The following is a 15,160-nucleotide window of genomic DNA, read 5'->3' on the forward strand; positions in this document are numbered from 1 at the left end:
CGTGCTGAACCCGCCCGAGCCGACGGCGGCGGGCCGCTCCGCGGTCGCCGCCGTGGTGATCGTCGTGACGCTGATCCTGCAGGTGTCGGTGGCGAACCGGCTGCCGCTGCCCGGCGGCGTCCAACCCGACCTCGTCCTGCTCGCCGTCGTGGCCCTGGCGCTGGTCGCCGGATCGATGACGGGCATGGTCGCCGGGTTCCTCGCCGGGCTCGCCGCCGACATCATCCCGCCCGCCGACCACACGCTCGGCCGGTACGCGCTCGTCTACTGCCTCATCGGCTACCTGTGCGGCGCCGCGTCCACCGAGATGGACCGGCAGTCGGTCGTGCCGTTCTTCGCCGTCGCCGCGGGCGCGCTCGCCGGGACCGTCGTGTATGCGGGAACCGGGATGATCCTCGGCGATCCGCGCGCCGAATGGGCCACCGTGTCGAGCATGGTCCCGCTCCAGGTGCTCTACGACGTCATCGCGAGCCCGTTCGTCGTGTGGGCGGTGCTGCGCGCCACCCGCCGGTACGAACGGACGGAGCGGGCCCGCGTCGACGGCCTCTCGGTGCCCGCCGCCCGGTACCGCGCGATGTCGGGGCGGGGCGGGAACCTGTGAACCCCCGCACCCACTTCCGCCTCGTCGTCCTGTACGTGCTGGTCGGCGCGCTGCTGCTCGTCCTCATCGGACGGCTGTGGACCCTCCAGGTTCTGGAGGGCCAGCACTACCGGGACATCGCCGCCCAGAACCGCACCCGCGACATCGTCGTCCCGGCCGTCCGCGGCATGATCCTCGACGATCGGGGACGGCCCCTCGTCCGCAACACCAGCGCGCTCGTGGTGTCGGTCGACCGGACGACCCTGTCCCGGCAGGACGACGGCGGCGAGGCCGTTCTGAAACGCCTCGCGAGCGTCCTCGGCATCAGCCACGACGAGATCACCAAACGCATCAGGCTGTGCGCGCCGAACGTCAAGCGGCCCTGCTGGCCCGGGTCCCCGTACCAGCCGATCCCCGTCGAGGACCATGTCGACCCGAGGCGCGCCCTCCAGATCATGGAACGCCAGGAGGACTTTCCCGGCGTCACCGCGCAGGTCCAGGCCGTCCGCGACTACCCGGAGCCGGAGGGCGCGAAGCCCGCGCAGGTCCTCGGCTACCTCCAGCCGGTCACGCAGGAGGAACTCGACAAGCGCACCGGCCTCAAGGTCACCGGGTACAGCGGCGTCGACCTCGTCGGCCGCGCGGGCCTGGAGGCGCAGTACGACGCGGCGCTGCGCGGCGAACCCGGGTTCCGCAAGGTCCTGGTCGACAGCCAGGGACGCGTCACCGGCACCGCCGAGGAGCAGGCGCCCGTCCCCGGCAACCATCTCGTCACCAGCATCGACGCGGGCGTGCAGGGCGCGGCGGAGAAGGCGCTCAAGGGCGCCATCGACGCGGCGCGCAAGGCGGGCCGCCCGGCCGACTCGGGCGCCGCGGTGGTGATGGACGTCCGCAACGGCCGGATGATCGCGATGGCCAGCCATCCGACGTACGACCCGGCCATCTGGACCGGCGGAATCTCCCAGGAGCAGTACGAGGCGCTGCTCGGCAAGAAGAAGGGCGAGCCGCTGATCTCCCGCGTCACCCAGGGCCAGTTCGCCCCCGGCTCCACGTTCAAGATCTCCTCGGTGTCCGCCGCGGTGAAGGACGGGGCGAGCCTGAAGGGCATCTATCCGTGCCCCGGTTCGTACAACGTCGGCAACCGCGCGTTCTCGAACTTCGAGGGGCAGGCGCTCGGCCCGATGACGCTGCACACCGCCCTCGTCAAGTCCTGCGACACGATCTTCTACCGGTTCGCGTACCAGGAATGGCAGCGCGACGGCGGCATGAAGCCGAAGAAGAACCCGTCCGACCCGATGGTGAAGATGGCGCGCGAGTACGGGTTCGGGTCGCGCACCGGCATCGACCTGCCGAGCGAGAGCGACGGCCGCATCCCCGACCGGGGTTGGAAGAAGAACTTCTGGGAGGCCACCAAGGAGGCCAACTGCAAGGGCGCCAAGGAGGGCTACCCGCAGGTGGCCAAGACCGACCCGGCCCGCGCCGCCTACCTGAAGGCGATCGCGACGGAGAACTGCACCGAGGGGTACGTGTGGCGTCCCGGTGACGCCGCCAACTTCTCCGTCGGGCAGGGCGACGTGCTGGTGACGCCCCTACAGCTCGCCCGCGCGTACGCGGCCGTCGCGAACGGTGGACGGCTGGTGGTGCCCCGGCTCGGCGTCGCGGTGGTCCGCCCGGACGGCAAGGTCGTCCGCAGGATCGAGGAGCCTCCGGCGGAGAAGCTGCCCGTCGACGCCAAGGTCCTGAAGTACATCCGCAACGCCCTCGCCGACGTCCCGAAGGAGGGCACGGCCGCGGGCGCGTTCTCCGGGTTCGACACCAAGACCGTCGAGGTCGGCGGCAAGACCGGCACCGCCGAGGTGTACGGCAAGGAGGACACCTCCTGGTTCGCCTCGTTCGGCCCGGTGAAGGAGCCGCGGTACGCGGTCGTGGCGATGGTCTCGCAGGGCGGCACGGGCGCGTCCACGGCCGCGCCGATCGTCCGGCAGATCTGGGAGGCCATGTACGGGACGAAGGACCGCAAGCCCATCCTCAAGAACGGCGGGCTGCCGTCCGAGCTGCCGCCGCTGCCCGGGACGGGAGCCGCGCCGTGATCACCGGTTCGGGGGTCGGCACCGTCGAGGCGTACGCGGCGCGGCGGGGATGGCGCAGCCGGGTCGGTGAGCTGCGGCGGCTCGACTGGCCGCTGTTCGTGGCCGTGCTGGCGCTGTCGGTCGTCGGCGCGCTGCTGGTCCGCTCGGCGACGTTCCAGCTGCTGACCGAGCAGGGTAAAGACCCGGAGGGCTTCCTCAAACGGCACATCCTGAACCTGGTCATCGGGTTCGTGCTCGGCGGCGTCGTCACCGTCCTGGACTACCGGCTGCTGCGCGCCTACGTCCCCATCCTGTACGGGGTGGCGTGCGTCGGCCTGGTCGCGGTCCTGTCCCCGCTCGGCGAGACGATCAACGGGTCGCATTCGTGGATCGTGCTCGGCGGCGGCTTCCAGGTGCAGCCGTCGGAGTTCGCGAAGGTCGGGCTCGTGGTGCTGCTCGCGATGATCATGGGCGAGCCGCGTGACGGGGAGATCGGGCCGGGCCGCCGCGACGTGCTGCTCGCGCTGGTCCTGGCGGGGGTGCCCGCCGTGCTGATCATGCTGCAGCCCGACCTCGGCACCACGCTGGTGTTCATCGCGGTCGTGCTCGGCATGCTGGCGATCTCCGGCGCGCAGAAGCGGTGGCTCGTCGGCCTGGTCGGCGGCGGGCTCGGCGCGGGCGCCGCGGTGTGGTTCTTCGGCCTGCTGGAGGACTACCAGATCGACCGGTTCACCGCGTTCCTGGACCCGGAGGCCGACCCGCGCGGCGCCGGCTACAACGCGCAACAGGCCCGGATCGCGGTCGGGTCGGGCGGCGGGTTCGGCAAGGGCCTGTTCCAGGGCGAGCAGACCGGCGGCCACTTCGTCCCCGAGCAGCAGACCGACTTCATCTTCACGGTGGCGGGGGAGGAGCTCGGCTTCGTCGGCGGCGCCGTGATCGTCGCGCTGCTCGGCCTGGTGCTGTGGCGTGGCCTGCGCATCGCCACCCAGGCCGCCGACCTGTTCGGGACGCTCGTCGCGACCGGTGTCGTGTGCTGGCTCGGCTTCCAGACGTTCCAGAACGTCGGAATGTCGATCGGGATCATGCCGATCACCGGTCTGCCGCTGCCGTTCGTGTCGTACGGCGGCTCGGCGACCTTCGCGAACATGATCGCGTTCGGGCTGCTCCAGGCGGTGCATGTGCGTCGCCGCCCTTTCGACTGAGCCTGCGGCGGTCTCCCGGCGGGCGCGGAGCGACCGGTGGGCCGGGCGGCGCCGGTAGAGTGGACGTTCTTCCCAACGTCCCCTGCACGGAGGGTTCCGCCATGCCGGTCGAGTCGATCTTCCCGCGCCTGGAGCCGCTGCTCCCGAGCGTGCAGAAGCCGATTCAGTACGTGGGCGGTGAGCTGAACTCCCAGGTCAAGGACTGGGACGAGGCCGAGGTCCGCTGGGCGCTGATGTATCCCGACGCCTACGAGGTAGGGCTGCCGAACCAGGGCGTCCAGATCCTTTACGAGATCCTGAACGAGCGCGACGGGGTCCTCGCGGAGCGGACGTACTCGGTGTGGCCCGACATGGAGGCCGTCATGCGGGAGCACGGCATCCCGCAGTTCACCGTGGACGCGCACCGCCCGGTCGCCGCGTTCGACGTGTTCGGCGTGTCGTTCTCCACCGAACTCGGCTACACGAACCTGCTCACGGCCCTCGACCTCGCGGGCATCCCGCTGGAGGCCGCCGACCGCACCGGCGACCACCCGATCGTCATCGCGGGCGGGCACGCCGCGTTCAACCCCGAGCCGATCGCCGCCTTCGTCGACGCGGCGGTCCTCGGCGACGGTGAGGAGATCGCGCTCGCCATCACCGAGGTGATCCGCGAGTGGAAGGCCGAGGGCGGGCCCGGCGGCCGGGACGAGTTGCTGCTGCGGCTCGCCGCGTCCGGCGGCGTGTACGTGCCCCGCTTCTACGACGTCACCTACCTGCCCGACGGGCGGATCCAGCGGGTCGCGCCGAACCGGCCGGGCGTGCCGTGGCGGATCGAGAAGCACACCGTCATGGACCTCGACCAGTGGCCGTACCCGAAGAAGCCCCTGGTTCCGCTCGCGGAGACCGTCCACGAGCGGTTCAGCGTGGAGATCTTCCGTGGCTGCACGCGCGGCTGCCGGTTCTGCCAGGCCGGGATGATCACCCGTCCGGTCCGGGAACGTTCGATCACCACGATCGGCGCGATGGTCGACCAAGGGCTGAAGGAGTCCGGGTTCCAAGAGGTCGGGCTGCTCAGCCTGTCCAGCGCCGACCACAGCGAGATCGGTGACGTCGCCAAGGGCCTCGCCGACCGGTACGAGGGCACGAACACGTCGCTGTCGCTGCCGTCCACCCGGGTGGACGCGTTCAACATCACCCTCGCCAACGAGTTCTCGCGCGGCGGACGCCGCTCCGGCCTGACGTTCGCGCCCGAGGGCGGCTCCGAGCGGATGCGCAAGGTCATCAACAAGATGGTCACCGAGGACGACCTGATCCGCACCGTCACCACCGCGTACGAGAACGGCTGGCGCCAGGTGAAGCTGTACTTCATGTGCGGCCTGCCCACCGAGGAGGACGAGGACGTCCTCGCGATCGCCGACATGGCCAAACGCGTCATCCGCGCGGGCCGCGAGGCCACCGGCCGCAAGGACATCCGCTGCACGGTCTCCATCGGCGGGTTCGTGCCGAAGCCGCACACCCCGTTCCAGTGGGCCGCGCAGTGCGACCACGAGACCGTCGACCGGCGCCTGCGGGCCCTGAAGGACGCCCTGCGCGGCGACAAGGAGTACGGCCGCGCCATCGGGCTGCGCTACCACGACGGACAGCCGTCCATCGTCGAGGGCCTGCTGTCGCGCGGCGACCGCCGAGTCGGGAAGATCATCCGGGCGGTGTGGGAGGACGGCGGCCGTTTCGACGGCTGGAGCGAGCACTTCTCCTACGAGCGCTGGACGACGGCCGCGGAGAAGGCGCTGGCGGACGAGCCCGTCGACCTCGCCTGGTACACCGTCCGCGAACGCGACGAGGTCGAGGTCCTGCCGTGGGACCACCTCGACGCCGGACTCGACCGCGAGTGGCTCTGGCAGGACTGGCAGGACGCCGTCGACGAGACCGAGGTCGAGGACTGCCGCTGGACGCCCTGCTACGACTGCGGTGTCTGCCCCACCATGGGCACGGAGATCCAGATCGGCCCCACGGGCCGGAAACTGCTCCCGCTGTCGGTCGTCTAGCCGGAACCGGCCGCGTGAAGGCCGTGAACTGCGGGGCTTCGGGAGTCGCGGCACCGGTGCCTGGTCGAGCACGGCCCAGCGACCCGTACTCTATAGGGAGACCTAAGTTTTTCGACTCGACACGAGTAGGAAGGACCAGAACCCTGGCACCCATGCCGGAGGGTCCGGCGCCGGCCCCCGTGATCCAGCGACTGCGCGTCCGCTACGCCAAGCGGGGCAGGCTGCGGTTCACGAGCCACCGCGACATTTCCCGGGCCGTGGAACGCGCCGTCAGGCGCGCCGGGATCCCTGTCGCGTACAGCGGCGGATTCACCCCCCACCCGAAGATCTCGTACGCGGGTGCGGCGGCGACAGGGGTGGCCAGTGAGGCGGAATACCTGGAGATCGGGCTCACCGAGACCCGCGACCCTGCGCGGGTGCAGGCCGATCTCGACGCTGCCCTGCCCCCCGGACTCGACATCGTGGACGTCGTGCCGGTAAGGGCGGGACGCGTGGGCGACGCGCAGCCGAGAGCAGGCGCGTTCGCGGATCGGCTTGAGGCGTCCGAATGGCGGATCCGGCTGGACGGCGTGTCGAACGACGACGCCGCCGACGCCGTGGCCGCCTTCATGGCCGCCGGGAGCATCGAGGTCGAGCGCCTCACCAAGAAGGGGCTGCGCCGTTTCGACGTGCGCGCCGCCGTGTCCGCGTGTGAGCTGGACCGGCGCGCCGCGGAGTCGGCCGATGCCCCTTGTGCGATACTTCGAATGGTTGTTCGGCATTCCACACCCGCCGTACGACCCGACGACATCCTCACCGGACTGCGCCAGGTCGCCGACCTCGCGCCGCCGTCACCCCCGTTGGTGACCAGGCTGGCGCAGGGGCCCCTGCGCGCGGACACCGGTGGTCTCGCGGATCCTCTGGATCCCGACCGGGAGACCGGCGTGCCGTCCGGCGACGACGCCGAGACGGCCCGCGGCCAGGAGCGGCCGCAGCCCGGAGACGCCGCGAGCGTGGATGCCGTCAGCGCCTGACCGTGAGACCGAAGCCGTGGCGACACGGAACCGGTCCGCAGGGTACGGCGGGCGCACCCCCGACGACTTCGTCGTCATGACCGGGCCTTGTCCGGGCGTGGCGACGCCGACGACTGACGGAGCGCTCTCGTGCGGCGCACCGCGTCGATCCGCCCCTCGGCGGAGCGAGCGGTCGCGCCCGGGAGCCTGACGGGAGATTGCCCGCATGCTTGAGAACGAAGCCGATTCGGCCAACGCCGAAGGCACCGACAACGACACCACCGACGACCCGACGAACGCGAACACCGGGAACGCGAACACCGGGAACGCGAACACCGGGAGCACCGGCGACGCGAGCGCGGCGGCCGAGACCGGAACGGAGACCGAGGCGAAGGCACGTGCCCGGCGGGCGAGCCGCCCCGCGGGCCCGCCGCCGGAGGCGCCGGAGGGCCCCGCCGCCGAGGAGGCCCCCGAGCCGCCGAAGCGCACGACCCGGACCCGCACCCGCACGAGGAGCGGAAAGGCCGCCGAGACGCCCGAGCCCGTCCCGATGACGGGCGCCGAGGTGTCCCCGGACACCGAGACCGAGCCCGAGGGCGAGGAGCCGCCTCCCACCCGGACCCGCACCCGGACCAGGCGGCGCACCTCGTCCGCCTCGTCCGCCTCGTCCAGCGCGTCCGAGGCCGCCGAGCCGTCCGTGGCGCCCACCGTCCCGCCGGTGCCCGAGGTTCCGCCCGCCCCGACCGGGGTGGAGCCGTCCGCCGGTCCGGTCTCCGAGATCGAGCCCGCCGCGGGCGTCGGGGTCCCCGGCGTGACGTTCCAGGCGCCGATGGTCGTGTTCCAGCCGCCGCAGCCGAAGGCCGGGCCCCCGGCCCGTCCGCAGGACGAGCGCGAGACCGCCGAGCAGGACGCCGCCGACGAGGAGCACGACGAGCGCGACGACCGCGTGTCCGGCGAGGACGACTCCGACGACCGCCCGTCCCGCCGCCGTCGCCGCCGGGGCGGCCGTGGCCGCGGCCGGGGCGGCAAGGAGGGCGCCGACGACGAGGCGCAGGCCGACGAGGTCGAGGAGAAGGACGAGGAACCCGCCAAGGCCGGGGCCAAGACCGCCAAGAAGGAGAAGGCCCCCAAGAAGGACAAGGACCGGGCGGCCAAGGGCAAGGACTCGAAGGACGCCAAGGCGGATAAGTCCGACAAGGCAGACAAGGCCGAGCAGGACGGTGCCGACGAGAGCGACGAGGGCGAAGAGGATGACGCCTCCCAGAACGGGACGAGCCGTCGCCGTCGCCGCCGTCGCCGTCGCTCCGGGGCCGACGCCGAGGGCGGCAACGGCACCGACGATCCGCCGAACACGGTCGTCCATGTCCGCTCCGCCCGGGAGGCCCGCGCGGCGGCCGAGGACGAGGTCCAGTCCGTGCGGGGCTCGACCCGGCTGGAGGCCAAGAAGCAGCGCCGCCGGGAGGGTCGCGAGCAGGGCCGCCGCCGCCCGCCGGTGATCACCGAGGCCGAGTTCCTCGCCCGCCGCGAGGCCGTCGAGCGGGTCATGGTCGTCCGCAAGGAGGGTGAGCGCACCCAGATCGCCGTCCTCGAGGACGACGTGCTCGTCGAGCACTACGTGAACCGCGCGACCCACCAGTCGTACGTGGGCAACGTGTACCTCGGCAAGGTCCAGAACGTGCTGCCGTCGATGGAGGCGGCGTTCGTCGACATCGGCAAGGGCCGCAACGCCGTCCTGTACGCGGGCGAGGTCAACTGGGACGCCTCCGGGCTGGAGGGCCAGCCGCGCCGCATCGAGTCGGCGCTGAAGTCCGGCCAGTCGGTGCTCGTCCAGGTCACCAAGGACCCCCTCGGCCACAAGGGCGCCCGCCTCACCAGCCAGGTCTCGCTGCCCGGCCGCTACCTCGTGTACGTGCCCGACGGCTCGATGACCGGCATCAGCCGCAAGCTCCCCGACAAGGAGCGCAGCCGCCTCAAGTCGATCCTGAAGAAGGTCATGCCGGAGAACGCGGGCGTGATCGTGCGGACCGCCGCGGAGGGCGCGACCGAGGAGGAGCTCGCCCGGGACGTGTCGCGCCTGGCCGCCCAGTGGGACAACATCCAGAAGAAGGTCAAGACCGCCTCCGCGCCGTCCCTGCTGTACGGCGAGCCGGACCTGACGATCCGGGTCGTCCGCGACATCTTCAACGAGGACTTCTCCAAGCTCGTCGTGTCGGGCGCCGACGCCTGGGACACGGTCTCCGACTACGTCCAGTACGTCGCCCCGCATCTCGCCGATCGCGTCGAGCGCTGGACCTCCGACCAGGACGCGCTGTCGGCGTACCGGATCGACGAGCAGATCGCCAAGGCCCTCGACCGCAAGGTGTGGCTGCCGTCCGGTGGCTCGCTGGTGATCGACCGCACCGAGGCCATGACGGTCATCGACGTCAACACCGGCAAGTTCACCGGGCAGGGCGGCAACCTGGAGGAGACGGTCACCCGCAACAACCTGGAGGCGGCCGAGGAGATCGTCCGCCAGCTCCGGCTCCGCGACGTCGGCGGCATCGTCGTGATCGACTTCATCGACATGGTGCTGGAGAGCAATCGCGATCTGGTGCTGCGCCGTCTCGTGGAATGCCTGTCGCGGGACCGTACCAAGCACCAGGTCGCCGAGGTCACCTCGCTGGGCCTGGTGCAGATGACCCGCAAGCGCGTCGGCCAGGGCCTGCTGGAGGCGTTCTCGGAGACCTGCGAGTCCTGCGGTGGACGCGGCATCCACGTCCACCTGTCCCCGGTCGAGCCGAAGCCGGAGAAGGCGGCCGGTAAGGAGAGCGGCCGCCGCCGCCGTCGCAAGGGCGAGATCGAACGGGTCGTGGAGGAGAAGCTCGCCGAGCACGAGACCCGCGCGGTGACCCCCGCCGAACCGGCCGCGAAGCCCGAACCCGCCGCGCAGAGGTCCGAAGCGCCCGAACCGGCCGAGGCGATCAGAGCGGTCGCGGAGGCGCCCGCGGAACCGGCGCCGTCCGCGGCCCCCGAACCGGCGCGCACCCGGCGCCGCAGGTCGGGTCCCGCCAAGCGTCCCGCGGGCCCGCCCCCGGAGTTCGACGGCGACGAGTCTCCCGCGCAGGCCGCGGTCGAGGCGGCCCAAGCCGCGAAGGAGACCGCGGGCACCTCCCCGGCCGCGCTGGACGCGGCCGAGCCCGTCCCGGTCACCCCCAACGGCACCGAACCGACCGCCACGACGGCGTCCGGCGCCGAGCCGTCCGGCCCGGAAGCGGCCGACGCCGAAGCGACCGGCACAGAGCCGTCGAGCACTGAGCCGTCGAGCACTGAGGCGGCCGGTACCGAGTCGGCCGGTACGGAACTCAACGGTTCCGCGCCGATCGTCTCCGAGGCGAACGGTGTCGGCACGGCCGAGCCCGAGGAGGAGCCGGTCACCCGCCGTCGCCGTGTCCGCCGCGCCTCGGCCGCCGCCCCCACCGCCGAGGCCGACGCCGAATGACCCGTTCCGGTGGGCGGGACGTCCCGCCCACCGGGGCCCGGTCGGGCGATTTGCTGGGGTCCTGAGTACCTGTACAATTCAGGGGTTGGGCGCGTCTTGACGTGTCCGGCATCGGCGCGTCGTGGCGCGTCATTCGAACTCGCACCGCGAACCCGTTCGGGGGCGTTCGGTGCGCACCTCGCCGATCCGGTGAGGGCGAGCAGAGAGCATCAGGGTCACCTCTGGTGTGCCGCCTTCGGCCCGGTGCCGGAGGTAGGCCCCCATCCGGGGGCTGGTGTCAACCACGCGTGGGACCGGTTCAGTCCGGAAGCGCGCGAAGACGAAGGGTTTCCGCGGTGTACGCGATTGTTCGCGCAGGCGGCAGGCAGGAGAAGGTCGCCGTCGACGACGTGCTGACCGTCGACAAGCTGGCCGGCGAGGTCGGCTCGACCGTCACGTTCCCGGCGGTCCTGGTCGTGGACGGCGACACGGTCGTCAGCGGCTCGGCCGACCTCGCGCGCTATGAGGTGACCGGCGAGATCCTCGGCGCGGTCAAGGGCCCGAAGATCAACATCATGCACTACCGGAACAAGACCGGGTACAAGCGGCGGATGGGTCACCGCCAGCCGTACACCGAGGTCAAGATCACCGGTATTTCGGCCGGAAAGTAAGGGAGAGCGGTCACATGGCACACAAGAAGGGCGCATCGTCCAGCCGTAACGGTCGTGACTCCAACGCCAAGCGCCTCGGTGTGAAGCGGTTCGGCGGCCAGGTCGTCAAGGCCGGGGAGATCATCGTCCGGCAGCGCGGCACTCACTTCCACCCCGGCCCCGGCGTCGGACGCGGCGGCGACGACACGCTGTTCGCGCTGGTCGCGGGCTCGGTGCAGTTCCGGCGCTACCGCGGCCGTAACGCCGTGAGCGTCGTCCCCCCGGCGGAATAGTCCGCCTGGGCAGCAGACTTCTTGAAGGGGCGGACCGAATTCTCCGGTCCGCCCTTTCGTCTTTTCATCGAGGAGAGTTCACCGTGGCCGCTGGAGCGGGGTCGGGCGCGCAGTTCGTCGACCGGGTGGTGCTGCACGTCGGCGCGGGCAACGGCGGCAACGGCTGCGCGTCGGTCCACCGGGAGAAGTTCAAGCCGCTCGGCGGCCCCGACGGCGCGAACGGCGGACGCGGCGGTGATGTCGTCCTCGTCGTCGACGCGAACACCGCGAGCCTCCTGGACTACCACCGGCGCCCGCACCGCAAGGCGGGCAACGGCCGCCCCGGGCAGGGCGCCCACCGGACGGGCGCCGACGGCGCCGACGTGCTCCTGCCCGTCCCGGACGGCACCGTCGTCAAGGAGGGCGACCGGGTCGTGGCCGACCTGGTCGGGGAGGGCACCCGGTACGTCATCGCGCGCGGCGGCGCCGGCGGCCTCGGGAACGCGGCCCTCGCGACCGCCAAACGCAAGGCCCCCGGGTTCGCGCTGCTCGGCGAGCCGGGTGAGTCGCGCGACGTCGTCCTGGAGCTGAAGAGCGTCGCCGACGTCGCGCTCGTCGGGTTCCCCAGCGCGGGCAAGTCGTCGCTGATCGCCGCGCTGTCGGCCGCCAAGCCGAAGATCGCCGACTATCCGTTCACGACGCTGATCCCGAACCTCGGCGTGGTCAGCGCGGGCGACACGACGTTCACGGTCGCGGACGTCCCCGGCCTCATCGAGGGCGCCAGTGAGGGCCGCGGCCTCGGCCTGGACTTCCTCCGCCACATCGAACGCTCCTCCACCCTCGCGCACGTCCTCGACTGCGCGACGATGGAGCCGGGACGCGACCCGGTCAGCGACTTCGAGGTCATCGAACGGGAACTGCGGGCCTACGACCGGGTGCTCGGCGACCGTCCCCTGTCGGACCGTCCGCGCATCGTCGTGCTGAACAAGGTGGACGTCCCCGACGGACGCGACCTCGCCGAGATGGTCCGGCCCGAGTTCGAGGCGCGCGGCCTGAAGGTGTTCGAGGTGTCCGCGGCGACGCACGAGGGCCTGCGGGAGCTGTCGTTCGCGATGGCGGCGATGGTCGGCGAGTACCGGGCGTCGCTGCCCCCGGCCGAACCGACCCGCATCGTGATCCGGCCGGAGCCGGTCGGCGGCGACACCGACTTCGAGGTCAAGGGCCTCGGCGACAACACCTACCTGATCACCGGGACGAAGCCCGTCCGGTGGCTGCGGCAGACGGACTTCGCGAACGAGGAGGCCGTCGGCTACCTCGCCGACCGGCTCGCGCGGCTCGGCGTGGAGGACGCGCTCGCCGATGCGGGCGCCACCGCGGGCGCCACCGTGCTGATCGGCACGACCGACGAGTCGGTCGTCTTCGACTGGGAGCCGGAGGTTTCCGCCGGTGACGGGGCCCTCGGACCGCGCGGCACCGACCGCCGCCTGGACGGATGGTCATGAGCGCACGCGAGGCGATCCAGAAGGCCCGTCGGATCGTGGTGAAGGCGGGGTCGTCGTCGCTGACCACCCCCGAGGGGACGATCGACGCGAACCGCATCGACGCGCTGGTCGACGTCCTCGCCGCCCGCCGTGCCGACGGCACCGAGATCGTGTTCGTGTCGTCCGGCGCGATCGCCGCGGGCCTCGGCCCGCTCGGGCTGACCCGGCGGCCCCGCGACCTCGCCACCCAGCAGGCGGCGGCGAGCGTCGGGCAGGGCCTGCTGTTCGCCCGGTACACCTCGTCGTTCGCCCGGTACGCGCTCACGGTCGGGCAGGTGCTGCTCACCGCCGACGACATGATGCGCCGCTCCCATCACCGCAACGCGCAGCGCACCCTCGCGCAGCTCCTCGCCCTCGGCATCCTGCCGATCGTGAACGAGAACGACACCGTCGCCACCGACGAGATCCGCTTCGGCGACAACGACCGGCTCGCCGCGCTCGTCGCGCACCTGATCCGCGCGGACGCGCTGATCCTGCTGTCGGACGTCGACGCCCTCTACACCGGCGACCCGCGCCGCCCCGGCGCCCGCCGCATCAGCGACGTGCGGGGGCCGGGCGACCTCGCCGACGTCAAACTCGGCCGGTCCGGACGCGTCGGCACCGGCGGCATGGTCACCAAGGTGGAGGCGGCCCGGATCGCGGGCGTTCCGGTCGTGCTGACGGACGCCGCGTCCGCCGCGCGGGCACTCGGCGGCGATTCGGTCGGGACGCTGTTCCACCCGGCGGACGCCCGCCGCATGTCGACCCGGGACCTGTGGCTCGCCCACGCCACCACCGGCCAGGGCCGGGTCACCCTCGACCCCGGAGCGGTCGAGGCGGTGGTGCGGCGCCGCAAGTCGCTGCTTCCTGCGGGGGTGACGGGCGTGGCCGGGGACTTCGCCGCCGGAGACCCCGTCGACCTGTGCGACACCGCAGGCCGTGTCGTCGCCCGCGGCCTGGTCAACTATGACGCGTCCGAGATTCCCGACCTGATGGGACGGTCCACGCGCTGGCTGGCCCGCGAGCTCGGCGCCGAGTACGAACGCGAGATCATCCACCGTGACCACCTCGTGGTCCTTGAAGGAGGGGACGTGTGATGAGCGAGGCCGAGGAGTTCCTGACCGTGGCACGGCGCGCCCGGGAGGCCGCCGCCGGGCTGGCCCCGCTGCCGCGCGCGGCGAAGGACGCGGCGCTGCACCGGATCGCGGACGCGCTGGTCGACGCCGCGCCGGAACTCGTCAAGGCGAACGAGGTCGATGTCACGCGGGCCCGGGAGAACGGCACCTCCGAGTCCATGATCGACCGGTTGAGCCTGACGGAGAGCCGGATCGCCGCGATCGCCGACGCCGTCCGGAAGGTCGCCGCGCTGCCGGACCCGGTGGGGGAGTCGGTGCGCGGGAACGTCCTGCCGAACGGGCTGGAACTGCGGCAGGTGCGGGTGCCGCTCGGCGTCGTCGGCATCATTTACGAGGGCCGGCCGAACGTGACCGTGGACGCCGCCGCGCTGTGTCTGAAGAGCGGGAACGCGGCGCTGCTGCGCGGCTCGTCGTCGGCGCACGACTCGAACACGGCGCTGGTCGAGGTGATGCGGCGGGCGCTGGCCGAAACGGAGATTCCGGTGGACGCGGTGGCGCTCGTGCCGGGCACGTCCCGCGCGTCGGTGAAGCATCTGATGCGGGCCCGCGGACTGGTGGACGTGCTGATCCCGCGCGGCGGCGCCTCACTGATCAACTCGGTGGTGGAGGAGTCGACGGTCCCGGTGATCGAGACGGGCGTCGGGAACTGCGCGGTGTACGTGGACGCCGCCGCCGACGTGGACATGGCCGTGGACATCCTGCTGAACGCCAAGACGCAGCGTCCGTCGGTGTGCAACGCCGCCGAGACGTTCCTGGTGCACGCCGACATCGCCGACGCGTTCGTGCCGCGCGCGCTCGCCGCGCTCCGCGACGCCGGTGTCACCGTCCACGGCGATGACCGGATCCGGTCATACGGGACGGAGGTCGTGGAGGCGACCGAGGACGACTGGTACGCCGAGTACCTGTCGCTCGACATCGCCGCCCGTATCGTCGACTCCCTCGACGACGCCGTCGCCCACATCCGCCGGTACGGCTCCGGTCACACGGAGGCGATCGTCACCACGTCGCAGCCCGCCGCGAAACGCTTCGTCGCGCTGGTCGACTCGGCGGCCGTGATGGTGAACGCCTCGACGCGCTTCACCGACGGTGAGGAGTTCGGCTTCGGCGCGGAGATCGGCATCTCCACACAGAAACTCCATGCCCGCGGCCCGATGGGGCTTCCGGAGTTGACGTCGACGAAGTACGTGGTGACGGGCGAGGGACATCTGCGGGGCTGACCCCGCCGACATATCGTGAAATCGCACCATTGATGGCGCGT

11 protein-coding genes are annotated in these 15,160 nt (G+C 71.9%); all 11 read left to right on the forward strand.

Annotated elements, in window-relative coordinates:
• Position 1: 1 nt before the first annotated feature.
• The 11 genes from mreD to BZB76_RS13140 all read left to right on the forward strand — a co-directional run bounded on the left by mreD (position 2) and on the right by BZB76_RS13140 (position 15,119).
• The gene (gene mreD / locus BZB76_RS13090) at positions 2–601 is read left to right on the forward strand and encodes a rod shape-determining protein MreD (protein WP_121434502.1); all 600 of its coding nucleotides are present in this window, start codon (positions 2–4) and stop codon (positions 599–601) included.
• Positions 598–2,670, forward strand: a complete 2,073-nt coding sequence (gene mrdA, locus BZB76_RS13095; RefSeq protein ID WP_121434503.1) for a penicillin-binding protein 2 — start codon at positions 598–600, stop codon at positions 2,668–2,670. Before mreD ends, mrdA begins: the two co-directional genes overlap by 4 nt.
• A complete protein-coding gene (rodA, locus tag BZB76_RS13100) occupies positions 2,667–3,851 on the forward strand; it encodes a rod shape-determining protein RodA (RefSeq protein WP_121434504.1) in 1,185 nt (394 codons plus the stop codon). Before mrdA ends, rodA begins: the two co-directional genes overlap by 4 nt.
• Positions 3,852–3,952: 101 nt before the next feature.
• Positions 3,953–5,875 carry a TIGR03960 family B12-binding radical SAM protein gene (locus BZB76_RS13105; RefSeq protein ID WP_121434505.1) on the forward strand — a complete coding sequence of 641 codons (1,923 nt, stop codon included), beginning with the start codon at positions 3,953–3,955 and terminating at the stop codon, positions 5,873–5,875.
• Positions 5,876–6,027: 152 nt separating this feature from the next.
• Entirely contained in the window at positions 6,028–6,888 is an 861-nt protein-coding gene (locus BZB76_RS13110) for a TIGR03936 family radical SAM-associated protein (RefSeq protein WP_121434506.1), read from the forward strand.
• 205 nt (positions 6,889–7,093) lie between these two features.
• Positions 7,094–10,345, forward strand: coding sequence for an Rne/Rng family ribonuclease (locus tag BZB76_RS13115; protein ID WP_121434507.1), 3,252 nt, complete (start codon positions 7,094–7,096; stop codon positions 10,343–10,345).
• Positions 10,346–10,680: 335 nt separating this feature from the next.
• The gene (gene rplU, locus BZB76_RS13120; RefSeq protein WP_121434508.1) at positions 10,681–10,995 is read left to right on the forward strand and encodes a 50S ribosomal protein L21; all 315 of its coding nucleotides are present in this window, start codon (positions 10,681–10,683) and stop codon (positions 10,993–10,995) included.
• Positions 10,996–11,009: 14 nt separating this feature from the next.
• Positions 11,010–11,267 carry a 50S ribosomal protein L27 gene (gene rpmA, locus BZB76_RS13125; protein WP_121434509.1) on the forward strand — a complete coding sequence of 86 codons (258 nt, stop codon included), beginning with the start codon at positions 11,010–11,012 and terminating at the stop codon, positions 11,265–11,267.
• A gap of 83 nt (positions 11,268–11,350) precedes the next feature.
• A complete protein-coding gene (obgE, locus tag BZB76_RS13130; protein ID WP_121434510.1) occupies positions 11,351–12,748 on the forward strand; it encodes a GTPase ObgE in 1,398 nt (465 codons plus the stop codon).
• Complete coding sequence (gene proB, locus BZB76_RS13135; protein ID WP_246006911.1) at positions 12,745–13,863, forward strand: glutamate 5-kinase; 1,119 nt, start codon at positions 12,745–12,747, stop codon at positions 13,861–13,863. The genes obgE and proB overlap by 4 nt, the downstream gene beginning before the upstream one ends.
• Positions 13,863–15,119: a glutamate-5-semialdehyde dehydrogenase gene (locus BZB76_RS13140; RefSeq protein WP_121434512.1), complete on the forward strand. Its 1,257-nt coding sequence runs from the start codon at positions 13,863–13,865 to the stop codon at positions 15,117–15,119. The genes proB and BZB76_RS13140 overlap by 1 nt, the downstream gene beginning before the upstream one ends.
• The last annotated feature ends 41 nt before the right edge of the window (positions 15,120–15,160 follow it).

Origin of the sequence: Actinomadura pelletieri DSM 43383 (assembly GCF_003634705.1) — a bacterium.
Lineage (GTDB): Bacteria > Actinomycetota > Actinomycetes > Streptosporangiales > Streptosporangiaceae > Spirillospora > Spirillospora pelletieri.